This is a genomic window from Streptomonospora wellingtoniae, from assembly GCF_031845375.1.
Lineage (GTDB): Bacteria > Actinomycetota > Actinomycetes > Streptosporangiales > Streptosporangiaceae > Streptomonospora > Streptomonospora wellingtoniae.
Genome location: NZ_JAVREK010000026.1, coordinates 13,098 through 31,071 on the forward strand (window position 1 = coordinate 13,098; position 17,974 = coordinate 31,071).

Genomic DNA, 17,974 nt, shown 5'->3' on the forward strand with positions numbered 1-17,974 from the left:
CCACCGGGGCTCGCGCACCGGTATCCGGATATCCGTTGTTCCGCACAAATCCACCTAGATAGGCAGGACCGCGCCGTGATCGACAACGGCCCTCTCCCAACCCCGTACTCCCCCCCGTGGGTCAGGCTTCCCGAGCCCTATGTCGACGCCGTCGCCCTGCGGCTGGCGGCAGGAGGAGTCGCGGTGCTCGACCATTGGAACGATCCGATGGACCCCCGGGACGCCACCGTGATCGTGCGCGGGTGCGACGGCGGCCGGCTGCGCTTCGTCTGGGACGAGGAGAGCGGCTGGCGCTACGGTCCGATGGACGACGAGGGCTGGGCCCCGCTGCAGGACACGCGGTACCTGCCGGGCGGCCTGCTGCCCGACCCCGGCGAGGTCGCCGCCGCAGTGCGCGGCGTGCTGGCCGGACGCGGCGCCGGCGTCTCCGAGCGCCCGCGGTACCGGTCCTTCCGCGACTACGGCGACGGATTCGACGCCAGGCTGGCCGCCTACTCCGCTGTCGTGGCGGGCTAGACTCCGCGGCGCTCCGCCGCGGGGCGGGCGGGCGGCGGTGCGCACACCGCCCGCGCGCCCCCGAACTTCCGTCGATCTTGTAGCTATCGTCACTGGAAATCGTTTTCCTTCACGATAGCTACAAGATCAACGGTGCTGAGGCCGCGATCTATGACGGCAGCAGGCCCTAGTGCTCCAGCGCGCTGGCCAGGTCGGCCACCAGGTCGTCGGCCGACTCGATGCCGACGGACAGGCGCACCAGGTCGGCGGGGACCTCCAGGGGCGAACCGGCCGCGGAGGCGTGGGTCATCCGGCCCGGGTGCTCGATCAGCGACTCCACGCCGCCCAGGGACTCCCCCAGCGTGAACACCCGCGCGCGCTCGCAGACCTTCAGCGCCGCCTCCTCGCCCCCTCGCACACGGAAGGAGACCATCCCGCCGAAGGCGCGCATCTGCCGCTCAGCGGTCTTGTGCCCGGGGTGCTCGGGCAGACCCGGGTAGTAGACCTCGCTGACCGCCGCGTGGTTGCGCAGCGACTCGACGACGCGCTCGGCGTTGGCGCAGTGCCGGTCCATCCGCACTCCCAGCGTCTTGGCGCCGCGCAGCGTCAGCCACGCGTCGAAGGGGCCGGCGACCGCGCCCATCGTGTTCTGGTGGAAGGCCAGCCGGTGGCCGAGCTCGGGGTCGGAGACCACGAGTGCGCCGCCCACCACGTCGGAGTGGCCTCCCAGGTACTTGGTGGTGGAGTGCACGACCACGTCGGCGCCCAGCGTGAGCGGCCGCTGGAGGTAGGGCGAGGCGAAGGTGTTGTCCACGACGAGCAGAGCGCCGCCCTCGTGGGCCACCCCGGCGAGCGCCTCGACGTCGCTGATGGTCAGCAGCGGGTTGGTGGGGGTCTCCGCCCAGATCGCCACGGTCTCGGGCCGCACCGCGCGCCGGACCGCCTCGGTGTCGGACTGGGGCACCGCCTCCCACTCCACGCCCCAGCGCTCCAGCACCTTGGAGAACAGCCGGAACGTGCCGCCATAGGCGTCGGAGGGGATGATCACGTGGTCGCCGGGCTTGGCCACGGTGCGCAGCAGAGTGTCCTCCGCCGCCATCCCCGAGGCGAAGGCCAGCCCGCGGATGCCCGACTCCAGCGCCGCCAGGCACTCCTCCAGCGCACCGCGCGTGGGGTTGGCGGTGCGGGAGTACTCGTAGCCGCCGCGCAGCCCGCCGACGCCGTCCTGGGCATAGGTGCTCGTCTGGTAGATGGGGACCACGACCGCGCCGGTCTCGGTGTCGGCCTCCTGGCCTGCGTGGATGGCCAATGTCTCGAACCCGTCGAACGTCATGGCCCACACCCTAGATGAGCGACCGGTGGGCCTGCAGCCTCCCACATGCCGCCGTTTGCGGTGAGGGCCCGCCGCTCCCGGTCCGGCGGGCCCGGCCCTCAGGCCAGGAGCTCCTCGACGTAGACGTCCCAGTGCGGTCCCGCGTCGGCCGGGCGCACGGCGGCGCGCAGGCTCTCGGCGGTCCCGGGGGCGTAGAACCGGCGCAGCGCTTCGGCGAGGTCCTCGGCGTCGCCGGGCTCGCAGAGCAGCCCGTCGACCCCGTCGGCGACCTGGTCCGGCAGAGCGCCAGCGCGGGTGGCGATCACCGGCAGGCCGTGCTCGTGGGCCAGGTAGACGTTCTGGGTGGCCGTGGCCGAGCGGTAGGGCAGCACCAGCGCGTCGGCGCCGGCGAACAGACCGGGCAGCTCATCGGCCGGAACGTAGCCCTCGCGGAAGTCGACGCGGTCGGCGACGCCCAGATCGGCCGCAAGGTCCTGCAGCCGCCGCGAGCCGCCCCAGAATTCCCCGGCGACCGTGAGGCCGACGTCGGCCGGCGCACCGCGGGCGAACGCGCGCAGCAGCACATCGACCCCCTTGTAGTGCCGCACGATGCCGAAGAACAGCAGATTGCGCCGCAGACCGCTGAGCGCGGCCGCCGAGCGGTCGCCCGGCGCTCCGGGCAGGTGCGGCGGCAGCGGCGCCCAGCGCACGTCGGCGTTCGGCGCGGCCAGGCCGCGGGCCAGGCACGCCTGCTCGGGCGAGTGCGCCAGGACCGCGCCGACACGGCGCAGCAGCGTACGCATCAGTGCGGTGTCGCCCCTGCGGCGCTCGTGCGGCAGCACGTTGTGGCACAGTGCCAGGGTCTGTGCCCGGGTACCGATCCCGGCGAGGATCCCCAGGTACGGCACGGCCTGCGCGGGGATCAGCACGGTGACGACGACCAGGTCGGATCGGGCGCCCATGCGGCGGCCCGCCCGCCACCAGCCCAGCGGCCGGTTCCAGGCGAGCTCGCGCCGGGTGGCGCCGAACGGTTCGCCCTCGGGCGCGGAGACGGTCTGGCGGCCCGGGTAGAGCAGCGCGGGGTACTGGGCCCGCCAGGACTCGACGACGACCTCGTGCCCGCGCGCGGCCAGCCGGTGGGCCAGCTCGGTGGTGTGCCGCGCGCCGCCGCCCTTGTAGGGGTGGGCGGGCCCGACCAGGCTGATCCGCACGGCCGGCTCAGACCCCGTCGCGCGAGCGCACGATCAGGTCGGCCAGCAGCGCCATCGCCGCCACGATCAGGCCGCTGGTCAGCAGCATGATGGTGTTATTGGGGATGTAGAGCGGATCGCGGACCTGGTCGAAGACGAACTTGGCGGAGCCGATGCCCAGCAGCCACAGCGCCAGCGGCATCAGCACCTTGAGCGGGTTGAAGTACATGACCATCCGCAGCACCTGCAGCAGGTAGCGGTAGGCGTCGCGGACGAAGTGGAACTTGGAGGTGCCCGAGCGCTTGGCGTAGTCGATCGGGACGTAGTGCACGAGGTGCTGGTTGGACAGGAACGCGAGAGTGATCGTCGTCACACAGGAGAACCCGGGCGGCAGCAGGCGCAGGTAGGGCAGCGACACCTCGCGGCGGAACGCGCGCAGCCCGGAGTTGAGGTCGGGGATGCGGGTGTTGGTCAGCCGTTCGGCGAGTTTGCGGATCAGCCACTTCATGGGGACGCGCAGGAGGCGGTGCGTTCCCGACTCCTGCGTACGCGCGCCGACCACCTGGTCGATGTCGGGGTTGGCGGCGAGCAGGTCTACGAGCTCGGGGATGCGCTCGTTCGGGTAGGTCATGTCGGCGTCGGTCCACACGACGATCCGCCCCCGCGCGCGCTGGGTGCCGATGCGCCGCACGGTGCCCGCGCCCCCGTTGTGCCCGAAGGCGAGCACCCGCAGGCGCGGGAACAGCGGTTCGGCCTCGCGCAGCAGTGCGAGCGTGTCGTCGGTTGAGGCGTCGTCGACCGCCAGCAGCTCATAGGAGTGGCGGGAGGCGTCCATCGCGGCGCAGACGCGCTCGACCTCCTTGACGACGTGCTCCTGCTCGTTGAAGCAGGGCAGCACGATCGTGACGTGGGGCTCCGGCTCGGGCGCGCCCGGTTCTTCGTTCAACGACATCTCGCTCACGGTGGGAATCAGGATAGCTCCGCGGCCGGGGCGGCCCGGTCAGCCCACGACGGCGATCCACACGTCGTCGTCGAAGACCCACGAACCCGCGGGCGGTTCCATCAGGGTGCTGAGATCCTGCTCCGCGTGGAGGGCGAACGGGTGGCGCAGGGGTGTGTCCGGCTCCACGTAGGGCAGGATCGCGCGCGGCTTCGACGCCGCGAGTACAGGTGTGCGGCCGCGCTTCTCGATCCCGGCGATGATACGCGCGACGTCGCGCTGGGGCTGGGCCGAGGACAGTCCGGCCGTGGGCACCCCGCACATGCCGCGCACGAGCTGCATGTGGCCCCCGTAGACGCCGTCGACCATGACCACGCTGGCATCGGCGGGTATGGCGCGGCACAGCTTGCGCACGGCCGCGACGCTTCCCACATCGGATCGGTAGGTCATCACCCCCGCAGCGGTGAGAGCTGTGGGCACCAGCATCACGGCGACGCCGACTGCTGCCGCCGCCGCGGCCGTCGAGCGGCGCACCCATGTCCGGTCCACACCGGGCTCGGTGTAGAGCCGGTGCGTCAGCCAGGCGACGAACCACACGGCGAAGAGGATGAACGCCGGCAGCACCAGCACGATCAGCCGCCTGCTCGCCCACGGGTGGTCGGGGGTGATGGCCGGGCGCAGCAGCGTGGTGACAACGGTCCACGACAGCACCATCGCCGGCAGCACCCACTGCGGCGCCCGGTGCTGCATGACCCGCCGCACGACCAGCGCCGCGCCGAAGACGGCCAGCAGCACCGTACTCAGCCCCACGTACCAGCCCACCCAGTACAGGCTCATCTCGTAGTAGGTGCGATCGGGGGCGAAGGGCAGGCCCTCGGCCTCCTGGACCTGGCCGATGTAGGAGGCGGTGGCCTCGTCGCCGTGCCCGAGGTCGGTGTAGAACAGCGGGCGCAGCGCCAGGGCCGCCATCACCGCGACCACGGCCACGGCGGCCGCCGCGGGCACCCACTGCGGCCGGTCGCCGCGCGGGAGCCCCCGCCGCCACAGCAGCGCCACCGCGGCCGCGACGCCGACCACCACGGCGCCGCTGATCCACAGCAGCGGCACGAGTGAGGCCGACAGATGGTCCAGGTAGGGGCGGGAGAGCCCGTATCCGGCCACGGCGCCGTAGCCGACACCCACCGCCAGGCCGCCCAGCAGCGGCAGGGCCTGGCCGCGCCGGGCCACCAGCAGCAGGCCCGCGAAGGCCACCAGCGGCAGCAGGTCGCGCAGCGCGGTGATGCGCACCACCAGGCCCAGCCCGAACACCACCCCTGCGGCCGCAGCCAGGGTGTGCCAGCGGGTCCAGACGCGCGGCCCGACGCGGCGTGTCAACGCGTCGTGGGCCAGTACGAGCGCGCCCAGCAGCAGCACCTGGGCGACCGGCTCGCTGTAGGTGGACCGGCTGACCCACTGCTGGGTCTGGCACACCGCCAGCACCAGAGCCGCGGAGGGTGCCCAGCGGGGGCCGACGAGCCGCGCGGCGAGCCCGCCGAACGTCAGCACGCCCAGCCCGCCGATCAGCGGCGGTGCCAGCAGCATCCCGGGGATTCCGCCCAGCCAGTGGCCCACCGTGTAGACCAGCGGCGCGCCCGCGAGGAACTGCGGCCACACGACGTCGCCCACCTCGTAGTAGGCCAGGCTGCCGTAGACCAGCGCGTGGTCGCCTCCGGCGACCAGGTCCTGCCGCTGCGGGATCGGCAGCGCCCCGTGCTCGGCGATCCAGTGGGTGAACTGCGCGTAGGAGGCGGGGTCGCGCCGGATCACCAGGATCTCGGAGTGGTAGCCCAGCTGCACCGCGGCGAAGGCGGCCGCGATCCCCGCCGTCAGCACGAACGGCCACCACGGCAGGCCCGCCGGTCCGCGCCCCACGCCCGCAGGCAGCTCGGGCACGAGCCGGAACACCCCGAGCAGGCCCGCCGCCACCGCCGGGATGCCCAGCAGCGCACCGGTGACCGGAGAGAGTACCCCGGCCACGAGAAGCGGGAACGCGACGAGGAGCCACGCCGACAGGACGACGGCCGGTGCCGCTGTTACGCGGGCGAACACGCGCGCGGAGGTCGATCCCATGAGGGCACCTTCTCAGCTCCGGCAGGTGGGCCGTGCCGTGGACCGCCCGCCGCGCTCCGCCGCGGACCCGGGTGGCCTCGGCCTGTGTGCCCTGTCGGTGCGACGGGTGTTTCCCCGTGAGTAACATGTGGTCCGGCGCCGCGCGCTCGCGTGCGCCCGCGGGCATCCTGCGGGCGGCGGGGCGACGGCCGCCCGCCCTCCGGCGAGACCGTCGCACCCGAGAAACGAGGACGGCCCGTGGCCTCGGAAACCCCCCTGGACCTGTGGCGGTCCGCTGTCGCGGCGGACCCCGCCCGCCCCTTCGCCACCGTCTACGACGAGGCGACCGGGGGCCGGGTCGAGCTGTCCTACGCCACGTTCGACAACTGGGTGGCCAAGACGGCGAACATGCTCGTCGACGGGCTCGGCGCCGAACCGGGCGACCGCGTCGGGCTGGCGCTTCCGCTGCACTGGCAGAGCCTGGTGTGGCTGCTGGCCTGCTTCTCGACCGGCACGACGGCCGTGGCGGGGGCACCGGGAACGGTGCCCGACTGCGAGATAGCGGTGGCCGATCCCGACCGGCTTCCGGCCGCGCTCGACACGGGGGCGCGCGAGGTGGTCGGCACGTCGCTGCACCCGCTCGGCGCGCCGCTCGCGGAGTGCCCGCCGGCCGCCGCCGACTACGGCGTCGAGGTGCGCGGCTACGGCGACCGGTTCGCGGCCGCCGCGATCGACCCCGCCGCACCGGCGTTCGAGGTGCCCGGCGACGCCGCCGGCGGCACCGACCTGCTGGGGGCGGAGGTCGCCGCCGGGGCCTCCTCGGGGGCCGAACTGGCCGCGTCCGCGCGGCTGCGGTCGGCCGCGTGGGGCCTGGCTTCCACCGACCGCGTGGCCATCATCACCTCCGGCCGGGACTCCCTCACTGCGCTGGGATCGCGGCTGCCGCTGCTCCTCGGCCCGATCGCGGGTGCGGTACCGCTCGTCGTGCTCCCCGCCGGCGATTCGGCTAATCTGCAACCGCGGTTGGACATGGAACGTGTCACGGCGACAGCCGGCGCTCGGCCCGGCACCCCCGCTCTCGCCGGATCCCTCAAACCGCTGACCTGACCTGACCCCTCCCCACACTTGGTGCGATATGCCCGGAAAACGCTCGTCCCGAGGCTCCGCGAAGGGGCGCGCGGCACGGAAGAGCCTCTCCATCGGCGGCTGGCTCGCGGTCCTGACGACTGCTGCGGTGATCGGGACCAGCCTCACCGCCTATGCCGCCTACTACGACATCTATGGCAATATCGACCAGCAGAACATCGACACCGACGCGTTCGGCGACCGGCCCAGCCGGGTCGAGGGAGCGCTGAACATCATGGTCATCGGTTCGGACGTCCGCACCGGTGAGAACGCGAAGTACGGCGAGGCCGAGGGCGAGCGTCCCGACTCGCTGATCATCGCCCACATCTCCCCCAACAAGGGGCGCGCGACTCTGGTCAACCTGCCGCGGGACCTGCTGGTCGACCTGCCGGCGTGCGAACCCAACGGCGACAAGCCCGGCATGTCGGCCCAGCGCGCAATGATCAACACCCCGATGTCCCTCGGCGGCATCCAGTGCCAGTGGAAGGCCGTTGAGCACATCACCGGCATCCACATCGACCACTTCGTGAGTGTCGACTTCACCGGCTTCAAGGGCATCGTCAACTCCGTCGGCGGGGTGCGGATGTGCATTCCCGAACCGATCGACGACGACAAGGCCAAGCTCCACCTGGAAGCGGGCGAGCAGGTTCTCGAGGGCGAGGAGGCCCTGGGGTACATGCGCTCGCGCTACGCCCAGGGCGACGGCACAGACACCGACCGCATCAAGCGCCAGCAGGAGTTCCTCGGTGCGATGCTCAACCAGGTCATGGGCGGCAAGGTACTGAGCAGCCCGAGCAACCTGACCTCGTTCCTCGGCTCGGTGACCGAGACCATGACCACCGACGACGAGCTCACCCTGGACGTGATGAGCGACCTTGCCGTCGCGATGCGTGAGGTCGACCTCGGCAACATCAACTTCGTCACCGCCCCCAACGGCCAGGCCCCCGACGACGAGAACCGCCTGGCCCTGAGCGAGCCCAAGGCCTCCCAGCTCTTCGAGACCATCGCCAAGGACGAGAGCATCAGCGGCGACGACGGCGGAAGCGGCAAGGACGGCGGGGGCGAGGGCGGCGGAAGCGGCGGCGGTGACAAGAAGGAGAAGGTCGCACCCTCCGAGATCTCGGTGGAGGTGCTCAACGGAAAGGGCACACCGGGCCTGGCCGACCAGGTGGGCCAGTGGCTGACCACCGAGGGCTTCCAGGTGGCCAACACCGGGAACCCGCTGGAGATCCCCGCCCAGACCACGATCTACTACGGTCCCGGCAAGAAGGCGCATGCCCAGGCCCTCGCCGACGAGGCGGTCAACGCCACCGTGGCGGAGAGCCCCAACCTCGGCGACACGGTCCAGCTCGTGCTCGCCCAGGACTGGGAGGGCTTCACCAGTAACGCGGGCAGCTCCTCGTCCGGGCCCGGCGGGGTCGACGGCACCACCGCCGCAGAGGCCAAGCAGAAGTGCGGATAGGCGCAACGGGGCCCGGGCGCGCCCGGGCGTGACAACGGCGGCGGGGCCGGAGTCGGAGAACCTTCCTCGACTCCGGCCCCGCCGCCGTTCCCGGTTCCCTGCCGCGCGCACCCGTGCGGCCCGGCGTCCGTCCCGCCGGGCCGCACGGGGCGCACGGGGCGCACTCAGGCTGTGACGACCCTCGCCGCGTCCCGGCTCGCCGGCACCTTGCCGTGGACGATCAGGTCGGTCCACATGTCGCACACCCGCCGCAGCGCGTAGTTCTCGGTGATCTCGGCCTTGGCGGCGCTGCGCGCGGCGTCGAAGCGGTCCTCGGAGACGACGGCGTGGATGGCCTCCGCCATCTCCGCGGGGCTGTCGTGCAGCCAGCGCCCGGAATAAATGGTGTCGGCGCCCGGCCAGGTCAGCACCGCGGGGATGCCGCCGGAGGCCGCGCACTCGGCAGGCGCCAGGTGGAAGCTCTCGTCGTCGCTGGTGGAGAGCATGAACCCGACGCGGCGCAGCCAGGTGGCCACATCGGGGCCGAACGGATCGAACACCACGCCCTCGGCCAGAAGCGGGTCGCGCTGGACGGTGCGGTAGGTGCGCTCGTAGTACTCGCGCTCCTCCGGGCGGTTCCACACCCACCAGTAGTCCCACGGCTGCTTGGTCTTGACTGCGAGCGTGAAGCGGGGATCGCGCCGGCGGAGCTCGCCGAGAACCTCCACACCGCGGTCGAGCCGCTTGCGGCTGGGCGCGATGCCGACCATGCCGAGTGTGAACTCCGCGCCGGGCAGTTTGGGCCGGTCGAGCTGGTCGACGTCGACCCAGTTGGGCAGAACGACCACCTTGTCGGCCGGCCAGTCGGCCAGCTCGCGGGTCAGCGAGGCGTAGTACGGGCTGACGCAGACCACGGCGTCGACCTTGTCGATGTCGATCTTGCGGGGCCACTCCGCGTAGAGCTCGAAGCGGTGCAGGCGGACGACCAGTCGCTGGTCGGTGCGCTTGTGCTCGGAGTAGAAGAGCGCGTTGGGGCCGCACCACTCGCAGATGACCACGTCGGCCCAGGCCGCCAGCTCCCGGCTGCGGTACTGGTCGTGGTTGCGCAGCGACTCCCACTCGTCGATGCGCACGTCCAGCCCGGGAAGCGACGTCAGGTAGTCGGCCAGCCGGGTGAAGAACTTCAGATCGTGGCCGGCGATGACCACCTTGAGCGGACGCTCCGGCGACGTGCCGAAGGGCGCCGGCGGGCACGCGAGCTCCAGGTAGCCGCTCAGCCGCTCGGCGGCGCGCTCCAGGGTGAAGTCGGCGGCGGCCGCGCGGCAGCGCTCGGCGGCCTCGCGGTAGATGTCGGCCTCGGCCGCCAGGGTCAGCGTGTCGGCCACCGAGTCGATGGTCTCGCCCGCATAGAGCGGGTAGTCGGCGCCCAGTAGCCGCTCGTGCATGGGGGTGCGGTTGACCACGACCGGCAGCCCCAGCGCCCCCAGCTCGAGGACCTTGGTGGACAGCTCCAGGCTGGCGTCCATCTCGGGATCGCGCCAGGACAGGCCGACGTCGCACTGCGCCGAGAGCCGCAGCGCGTCGGCGCGGGGCTTCCCGCCGTGCCAGACCAGGCCCTCGGTGCTCTCCAGCGCCCTGCTCATGTCGCGCGCCCACTCCGCGGAGTCGCGGTGCACCTTGTCGCCGATCATGTGCAGCTCGGCGGGCACGCCGCGCTCGGCAAGGGCCGCCGGCAGCTGCGCCATCTCCAGGGTGTTCCAGCGCGGCGCGAACTTGCCGGTGTAGACGAGCTTGAGCGTGCTGTGCGGCGCGCCGTCGCCCACCGCGTCGTCGGGGGTGACCACCACCGGCGGGAAGAGCACGCTCTTGCCGCAGGCGGCGGGCACCGCGGACTCCAGGAAGCCGCGCAGCTCCTCGGTCTGGCAGAGCAGGAACCGCGACGCGACGGCGACGTCGGAGATCTCCGAGACCGCGGTGGCGTTCATCTCGGCGACGGTCTGGGGCACGTCGGTCAGGTAGGTCCACAGCCTGCCGGCGAGCTGCTCGCTCTGCGACGCGGCGATCGCCAGCCGACGGCCGCGCACCACGACGAGGTCGAAGCGGTCCTCGGAGTCCAGGCGCGCTATCAGCTCGACGGCCTGCTCGGGTGTCAGACCGCGCTGCCCCGCCTCAGGCGCCAGCCCTTCCTCGTGGGTCCGCCGCACGGTCACCCCGGGCGCGCCCGACAGCGGCGCCACCAGCCGGTCGGTGGTCACCGGCGCCTTGAGCAGCAGCGTGGCCTCGCACCCGGCCGCGGCCAGGCCCTGGGTCATCGACTGCGCCCAGATCGCCGAACCGTCGATGATGTTGAGGTCGACGTCGCCGTAGACGAGCGCCCGCAGCCTCCTCGGCCGCTCGCTCGCCGCGCCGCCGGTGCGGTCGGCCCGGGGCCCCTGAGCGTCGCCGACTCCGCTCGCTCGCTCGCGTTCGCGAGGATGGTTGGTCACGTGCTTCCCTTCGTTCCGATACTCCGGGCCGCGCCCGTGCGGGCGCCGTCCCGGCCTGCTCGGCCCGCCCGGAGCCGGGTCGGCGGCCGACATGTTCGGATTGCGCTGACGGCGGTGTGCTTGGGGGACGGATGGCGGGCCGGCATCAGCCGGCGCTGGGCGTGGTGCGGGCGCGGTCGGCGGCGCCCGCCTCGGTGCCGCTCAGCGGCGCGAGGGCGAGCAGCCGTGCGCCGTGCCTGTTCCAGACACCCGGCTGCAGCGCGCGGCCGACGAGCTCCCGGCGAGCGAGTTCCGGCACGATCGCGCTGACGAAAACATACTCCTGCTCGGCCGCCGCATGGCCGACCGCGTCCGCCGAGTCCCCGGGCGACTGCTGCGCCGCCCGCCAGGAGGGCACCGCCGGACCGACGGCGTCGGCGCCGGAGCACTCGGCTGCGCAGAGCAGGTCGGCGAGGTAGTGATCGCCGCGCGGGGCGCTCCACAGGACCGCCCACGGCACCGAGGCCGCCCGGGCCAGGCGCGCCCAGTCCTCGGGCTGGGGTGCGCCGTCGGGGACCTCGCCCTCGGCCTCGCGCAGCGGAACGCCGTGCGTGCGCATCCGCTCGATCCCGGCCAGGTGCGCCACGCTCGCGGGCACGACGACCTCGGCGGGGGCGTGGGACTGGCTCAGTACGTCGCCGGCCAGGGCGAGGCTGTCGGCGTCGTCGCCGGGCATGGCCAGCAGCGCGGCCTTGCGGTCGTGCAGCGGCAGCGCGGGGCTGCCCGATCCGGGCGCGAACCCCAGATGGCCGAATATCTCGGCGAGGCGGACCGGGGTGGCGTCGGTGAGGAACACCGAGCGCAGTACCAGACGCAGCTCTTCGGAGGTGAGGGGACCGGCCTCCCGCAGCCGGTCGAGCTCGTCGGCCGCGGCGGTGGAGCGCAGGGCGGCGGCGTCGGCGGCGACCTTGCGCACCGCGGAGTCGCGATCGCCGCCCTGGGCGTCGCCGCGCCGGACGCCGCCCAGCAGCAGGGCGCGGGTCCCGCACACCAGGGCCCGGTCGGCCAGCGAGGAGTCGTCGACGACGACGCCGGAGGACGCGCGCAGCCCGTCGGGCAGCTCCTGCCAGCCTCCGGACAGGCGGCGCAGTCCGTCCTCGGCCAACCGCGCGACGAGCCGGTCGGCCACTGCGCCCGCCGGGGCGGGCGAAGGCGCGTAGGCGGGGTCGGGGGCGCGCTCCGGTTCGGCGGCGACGGGGTTGAAGCGGTGCAGGGGGACGCCGGTGTCGCCGCGGTGCACGTGGTCGAACCCCAGTGCCGCCAGTCCGGGCGGTGCGGGCGCATCGGCGATGAGCACGGTGGGCACGCCGCGCGCCTCGGCGGACTCGACCACCCAGTTCAGCACCCGCGTGCGGTCGCCGACAGCGGGGTCGCCGACGTGGGCCCACAGCGAGCCGGGCGCGGTGGCCGAGGCCGATACGCACACGATGTCGACGTCGACGGACTCGAACGCCGCCTGGGCGTCCTGCGGCCGCAGCGGAACGACCAGGACGTAGGGCTCCAGCGCCGCGCGCACCTCGGGCGACAGGGCGCCCGCCACGACCAGCCGGCTGTCGCGCACGCCCACGCGGCCGGAGAGCAGCCGGGCCTCCTCGCGCTCGGCGTCGAAGGACCGAACCGGCTGGGCCTTGCGCCCGCGGCCGGTGGCCGGGCCGGTGCGGCCCGCCTTGCGCCAGAGCCGGAAGAGGTCGCGCGGCAGCCGGACCAGTCCGCGCGCGGGCCGTTTGGCCGCCGCGGTCAGGGCGCGGCCCACCTGCAGCGATGTGGAGCCTTCCAGCGCCGCCAGCCGCGCCTTGGCCTCCTGGAGCTGGGCCTCACGCTCGGAGAGGGCTTGGCGCAGCTGTTCGGTATGGCTCAGTTCACGCCGTTTCACGGGACACTTCCTGCCTTGGGAGGTTGCGGATCCGGTCGAGCATCGAGCACGGCCTCACGCACCGCGGTCCGCACGCGCCGCGGGGGCGGCGGCCCAGTCGGCCAGGATCGCCGCAATGCGCTCACCGGCGCGGCCGTCCCACAGCGGCGGAACGTCGGCGACCGCCGCCGTGCCGAGCCCTTCGCCGGCCAGGATCTTGGAGACCAGGCCGGGAAGCTCGGAGTCGGTGACCAGTCGGTTGCTGCCGTGGGTGATGGTGATCGGCCGCTCGGTGTTGGGCCGCAGGGTCAGGCACGGCACGCGCAGGATGGTGGTCTCCTCCTGGACACCGCCGGAGTCCGTGACCACAGCGGCGGAGGCGCGCACCAGGGTGACGAAGTCGACGTAGCCCAGCGGCTCCAGCAGGTGCATGCGCGGGTGGCCGTCCAGGCCGGCGGCAGTCAGTGCCGCGCGGCCGCGCGGGTGCACGGGCATGACGACGTCGATCTGGTCGGCGACCTCGTGCAGGCGGGCCACCAGGCGCGCGACGACCTCGGGGTCGTCGACGTTGGCGGGGCGGTGGAGGGTGGCGGCGACGTAGGACGCGGGCAGGTCCAGGCGCTCGCGCAAGGCCTGGGTGTCGAACCGGTCGAGGCTGCCCAGCAGCGTGTCGATCATGGGGTTGCCGACCAGGTGGATCCGGTCGACGGCCACGCCCTCGGCGGCGAGGTGGCCGACCGCCTCGGGGCTGGTGGCGAAGCACAAGTCGGCCAACTGGTCGGTGACGCGGCGGTTGACCTCCTCGGGCATCGACCAGTCGAACGAGCGCAGCCCGGCCTCGACATGGGCGACGGGGATGTGCAGCTTGGCCGCGACGAGTCCGGCGGCCAGCGTGGAGTTGACGTCGCCGTAGACGACGACCAGGCCCGGTGAACGGGAGGTGAACTCTTCCTCCAGGCCGGTCATCAGCGCCGCGGTCTGCTGGGCGTGCGTGCCCGAGCCCACGCCGAGGTCGACGTCGGGGCGGGGCAGTCCGAGCTCGCGGAAGAAGACCGCCGACATGCGGTCGTCGTAGTGCTGGCCGGTGTGCACCACCGACTGGCGCAGGCCCCGCGCCGCCAGCGCCGACACGACCGGAGCCGCCTTGACGAAGTTCGGCCGCGCGCCGACGATGTGCACGATCTCGGCGGCGCTGGATCCTCCGTCGTAGGACGGGGACGCGAGTGCGGACTCGCCCGCGCGCCCGGGAGCCGCCCCGCCATCGGCTCCGGCTCGGTCGGCTCGGTCGCTGCTGGAACGGGCGGCCGGTGCTGACGACATCGTGTTCCCTTCGTTTCCGATCCCCCGACCCGCGACAGTTGGACGCTCAGGTGTCACCGGAGGATCACTTCGACATGGTTGGATACCCCACCGTGCGCAATTTCCTGAAAGCGGCCACCTTCACCGCGAGCCTGACCTGGCGACACTTGAGGACCGAACCAGCTCGGCTGCCGCTGCTCGGGCTGCGGCTGCTGCCCGGACGCGCACGGAGGCCGGCGCGCGCCGCTCTGGGCCGCGCCGGAGCGCTCCCCCGCGCCTACGCCCTGTGGGACGCCGGAAGCCGAGCGGAGTCGCTCGACGCCCTGCGCAGCGCCACCCATGGAGCCTCCAACCGTCGCATCGCCCGTCTCACCGCGTTCGCGTTGGCGGTCGAGCAGCCCGGCGTCGCCGAGGAGCTCATCGCGATGCTTCCCGAGGACCGGATCCGCGCCGGGCTGGCGCACCGGCTGGCGCTGACGACGGGCCGCGCCGTCCCCGCAGAGCCCTCGGGCCGGTGGCACGACCTCACCGTAGCGCCGAGGCGGGGAACGCCACACCACGACACAGTGAACGATCAGGAATCCGACGATTCCCGGCGGGTCCTGCACCTGGTCACGAACGCTCTGCCGCACACGAACGCCGGATACACCCAGCGGACCCACCGCATCGCCCGAGGCCAGCTCGCCGCCGGGCTCGAACCCCACGTGGCCACGCGGGCGGGCTACCCGCTGACCAAGGGCATCGCCGACACGCGCCGCCGGGTGGACCTCGACGGCGTGCGCTACCACCGGCTGCTGCCCTGGCTGGCGCCCGCCGACCGGACCGCCGAGTTGCGCGCGGGGCTGCGGCTGGCGCTGCCCCTGGTGCGGCGGCTGCGACCGGGCGTGCTGCACGCGGCCAGCAACCACGGCAACGCCCGGCTCGCCCTGGAGCTGGGTCGGCGCCTCTCACTGCCGGTGGTCTACGAGGTTCGCGGGTTCCTGGAGGAGTCCTGGCTCTCGCGCGACACCTCGCGCAGCACCGAGGACGCGTTCTACACCGCCGAGCGCGCCCGCGAGACCGCCTGCATGCAGGAGGCCGACCTGGTCGTGACGCTGGGCGAGACCATGCGGACCGAGATCACCGGGCGCGGCGTCGATCCGGCGAAGGTGATCGTGGTGCCCAACGCCGTCGACGAGGCGTTCCTGGAACCGCTGCCCGACGGCGCCGCCCTCCGCCGCGAACTGGGCGCGGGCGAGGACGGGTTCGTGGTGGGCACGACCACCAGCTGCTACAGCTACGAGGGGCTCGACACGCTGATCGACGCAGTGGCCGAGCTGCGCCGCCGCGGTGTGGCCGCCCACGCGCTGATCGTGGGCGACGGCCCGGAGCTGGGCGCGCTTCGTGAACGCGCCGCGGCCGCGGGTCTGGGCGCGGCGGCCCGCTTCCCCGGACGGGTGCCGGCCGACGAGGTCCGCCGCCACCACGCGGCTCTGGACGTGTTCGCGGTGCCGCGGCGCGACGAGCGCGTCGGCCGCCTGGTGACGCCGCTGAAACCGGTCGAGGCGATGGCCGGCGGCCTTCCGGTGGTGGCCTCCGACCTGCAGGCACTGCGCGAGATCGTCGAGCCGGGCGCGACCGGCGAGCTGGTCCCGCCGCAGGACCCGGCCGAGCTCGCCGACTGCCTGGAGAAGCTTGCGGCCGACCCCGCGACGCGCGCCGGCTACGGCCGCGCCGCGCGCGAGCGCGTGGGCCGCGACCGCACCTGGAAGGCCGCCGCGCACCGCTACATCGAGGCCTACGCGTCGCTTCGGGACTGACCCCGGATACCGGTGCCGCGGGCCCGGCGCCCGCGCTCCGCGCCGCGCCGCGCCGAGCACCGGCGTGCGCGCGGGCGCCGCTGCGCGAACGACGCAGACCACTGGAGAGGCGACGTTCTCCCAGTTCACCGGCATTTTGCCGATTCAACGGCAAACCCAGAAATCCAGGGTGGCCTGCGGGTTAAATCCTCCGAACATGTAGGAGTTTCGACGGGGCGCTCCGGTGGCGCTGCTCTAAAGTCGGTGCCAGGAGAGGTGCACGTCAGTGCGGATGGGTAGCTGAACAGGTACGGAGCCGGACAACCGATGCGCGCCCTACACCAATTCGGGAAGCCGCAGGGGAAATCGGCGAAGACTGACCGAAATAGGCCACCTCACCGATCGAGTCAACGCGCAGCCGTACTCGAGCGTCCTCGTCACCGGAATGGCCGTGCACGGCACCTCGGGATTCCCCAATAAAAGAACGAAGGCGAGGGTGACCCCCGTGGACGTCGCAACCCCAACATCGGATCTGGTCGTCATCGGCTTGGGCTACGTCGGCCTGCCGCTGGCCCACCAGGCCACGCGGGCCGGGCTCACCGTGACCGGGCTCGAAGCCAGCCCGGCCGTGGCCGCCGGCCTCAACGCCGGCCGCTCGCACGTCGACGACCTCGACTCGGCCGACATCGCCGAGATGGTCGAGGGCGGATTCACCGCCACCACCGACGCGTCGGTGATCGCCGACACCCGCAGCGTCGTCATCTGCGTTCCCACACCCCTGTCCGAGGAGGGCGGCCCCGACCTCGGCGCCGTCGCCGCCGCCGGACGCGCCATCGCGGCGCACCTCGCACCCGGGACCCTGGTGGTCCTGGAGTCCACGACCTACCCGGGCACGACCGAGGAGGTCCTCCGGCCGCTGCTGGAGGAGTCCGGCCTGGTCGCCGGTTCCGACTTCCACCTGGCGTTCTCGCCCGAGCGCATCGACCCGGGCAACGCCACCTTCGGCGTGGCCAACACACCCAAGGTCGTCGGGGGGATGACCGAGCGCTGCGGCGAGGCCGCGGCCGCGCTGTACCGCCGCTTCGTCGACACCGTGGTCCAGGCGCGCGGCACGCGTGAGGCCGAGATGGCCAAGCTGCTGGAGAACACCTACCGCCACGTCAACATCGCCCTCGTGAACGAGATGGCCATCTTCTGCCAGGAGCTGGGCGTGGACCTGTGGGACTCCATCGCCTGCGCCGCGACCAAGCCGTTCGGGTTCCAGGCGTTCTACCCCGGCCCCGGCGTAGGCGGGCACTGCATCCCGATCGACCCGAACTACCTCTCCTACAAGGTCAAGACCCTGGGCTACCCGTTCCGGTTCGTCGAGCTCGCCCAGGAGATCAACGCCCGCATGCCGAGCTACGTGCTGCAGCGCGCCCTGGAGCTGCTCAACGACTCCGGTCTGGCGCTGTCGCGCTCGCGGGTGCTGCTCCTGGGCGTCACCTACAAGCCCGACATCGCCGACCAGCGCGAGTCGCCGGCCCGCCCGGTCGCGCGCAAGCTCGCCGAGAAGGGCGCCACGCTCACCTACCACGACCCGCACGTCGAGGAGTGGAGCCTCAACGGGCACACGCTCCCGCGCGCGACCGACCTGGAGCAGGCCATGGCCGAGGCCGACCTGACGATCCTGCTCACCGACCACAGCGCCTACACGCCCAAACTGCTCACCGAGCACGCACGGCTGCTCCTCGACACCCGCGGCGTGCTGCGGCGGCTGCCCGCCGGCGCGGTGCACGAGGACGGCCACACCACCGCGCCCATCGCGCGCGAAGGCGCGGTGGTCCTATAGATACGCGCGCGGCTCCGGTTCCCCGCGGCGCTCGCCCTGTACCCGCGGAGCGCAGTAGCGGACGGGAGGGTCGCCGCCAGGCCTTCATCCGCTCAACC

Annotated in this window: 12 protein-coding genes; 5 read left to right on the forward strand and 7 right to left on the reverse strand. The window is 73.0% G+C overall.

Annotated features, from left to right (window positions below):
* The first annotated feature begins 75 nt into the window (after window positions 1-75).
* Complete coding sequence (locus RM446_RS20715; protein WP_311547048.1) at window positions 76-516, forward strand: DUF6292 family protein; 441 nt, start codon at window positions 76-78, stop codon at window positions 514-516.
* 166 nt (window positions 517-682) lie between these two features.
* Here RM446_RS20715 and RM446_RS20720 read toward each other — a convergent pair whose 3' ends face one another.
* From RM446_RS20720 to RM446_RS20735, 4 genes are all read right to left on the reverse strand, one after another.
* The gene (locus RM446_RS20720) at window positions 683-1,828 is read right to left on the reverse strand and encodes a cystathionine gamma-synthase (protein WP_311547049.1); all 1,146 of its coding nucleotides are present in this window, start codon (window positions 1,826-1,828) and stop codon (window positions 683-685) included.
* Window positions 1,829-1,926: 98 nt separating this feature from the next.
* Window positions 1,927-3,018, reverse strand: a complete 1,092-nt coding sequence (locus RM446_RS20725; RefSeq protein ID WP_311547050.1) for a glycosyltransferase family 4 protein — start codon at window positions 3,016-3,018, stop codon at window positions 1,927-1,929.
* A 7-nt stretch (window positions 3,019-3,025) separates the two neighbouring features.
* Entirely contained in the window at window positions 3,026-3,949 is a 924-nt protein-coding gene (locus tag RM446_RS20730; protein WP_311547051.1) for a glycosyltransferase family 2 protein, read from the reverse strand.
* Window positions 3,950-3,997: 48 nt separating this feature from the next.
* Window positions 3,998-6,046, reverse strand: a complete 2,049-nt coding sequence (locus RM446_RS20735) for a hypothetical protein (RefSeq protein WP_311547052.1) — start codon at window positions 6,044-6,046, stop codon at window positions 3,998-4,000.
* Between the two features lie 237 nt (window positions 6,047-6,283).
* Here RM446_RS20735 and RM446_RS20740 point away from each other — a divergent pair, with 237 nt between their 5' ends.
* Window positions 6,284-7,132, forward strand: coding sequence for a TIGR03089 family protein (locus RM446_RS20740; protein ID WP_311547053.1), 849 nt, complete (start codon window positions 6,284-6,286; stop codon window positions 7,130-7,132).
* Between the two features lie 28 nt (window positions 7,133-7,160).
* The gene (locus RM446_RS20745; protein ID WP_311547054.1) at window positions 7,161-8,612 is read left to right on the forward strand and encodes an LCP family protein; all 1,452 of its coding nucleotides are present in this window, start codon (window positions 7,161-7,163) and stop codon (window positions 8,610-8,612) included.
* A 164-nt stretch (window positions 8,613-8,776) separates the two neighbouring features.
* On the opposite strand, the gene RM446_RS20750 is transcribed toward RM446_RS20745, so the two are convergent.
* The 3 genes from RM446_RS20750 to wecB all read right to left on the reverse strand — a co-directional run bounded on the left by RM446_RS20750 (window position 8,777) and on the right by wecB (window position 14,147).
* Window positions 8,777-10,903, reverse strand: a complete 2,127-nt coding sequence (locus RM446_RS20750; RefSeq protein WP_311547110.1) for a glycosyltransferase — start codon at window positions 10,901-10,903, stop codon at window positions 8,777-8,779.
* Window positions 10,904-11,222: 319 nt separating this feature from the next.
* A complete protein-coding gene (locus tag RM446_RS20755; RefSeq protein WP_311547055.1) occupies window positions 11,223-12,989 on the reverse strand; it encodes a hypothetical protein in 1,767 nt (588 codons plus the stop codon).
* 54 nt (window positions 12,990-13,043) lie between these two features.
* A complete protein-coding gene (gene wecB / locus RM446_RS20760; protein ID WP_311547111.1) occupies window positions 13,044-14,147 on the reverse strand; it encodes a non-hydrolyzing UDP-N-acetylglucosamine 2-epimerase in 1,104 nt (367 codons plus the stop codon).
* A 215-nt stretch (window positions 14,148-14,362) separates the two neighbouring features.
* Here wecB and RM446_RS20765 point away from each other — a divergent pair, with 215 nt between their 5' ends.
* Window positions 14,363-16,066, forward strand: a complete 1,704-nt coding sequence (locus RM446_RS20765; RefSeq protein ID WP_311547057.1) for a glycosyltransferase family 4 protein — start codon at window positions 14,363-14,365, stop codon at window positions 16,064-16,066.
* A 484-nt stretch (window positions 16,067-16,550) separates the two neighbouring features.
* Entirely contained in the window at window positions 16,551-17,876 is a 1,326-nt protein-coding gene (locus RM446_RS20770) for a nucleotide sugar dehydrogenase (protein WP_311547058.1), read from the forward strand.
* Window positions 17,877-17,974: the final 98 nt, after the last annotated feature.

Excerpts from the sequence above, each read along its gene's own strand:
- RM446_RS20750 (WP_311547110.1), bottom strand. The coding sequence starts at position 10,903 with ATGACCCAGGGCCTGGCCGCGGCCGGGTGCGAGGCCACGCTGCTGCTC.
- RM446_RS20745 (WP_311547054.1), top strand. The coding sequence starts at position 7,161 with ATGCCCGGAAAACGCTCGTCCCGAGGCTCCGCGAAGGGGCGCGCGGCA.
- RM446_RS20735 (WP_311547052.1), bottom strand. The coding sequence starts at position 6,046 with ATGGGATCGACCTCCGCGCGCGTGTTCGCCCGCGTAACAGCGGCACCG.
- RM446_RS20765 (WP_311547057.1), top strand. The coding sequence starts at position 14,363 with ATGGTTGGATACCCCACCGTGCGCAATTTCCTGAAAGCGGCCACCTTC.
- RM446_RS20720 (WP_311547049.1), bottom strand. The coding sequence starts at position 1,828 with ATGACGTTCGACGGGTTCGAGACATTGGCCATCCACGCAGGCCAGGAG.
- RM446_RS20730 (WP_311547051.1), bottom strand. The coding sequence starts at position 3,949 with ATGTCGTTGAACGAAGAACCGGGCGCGCCCGAGCCGGAGCCCCACGTC.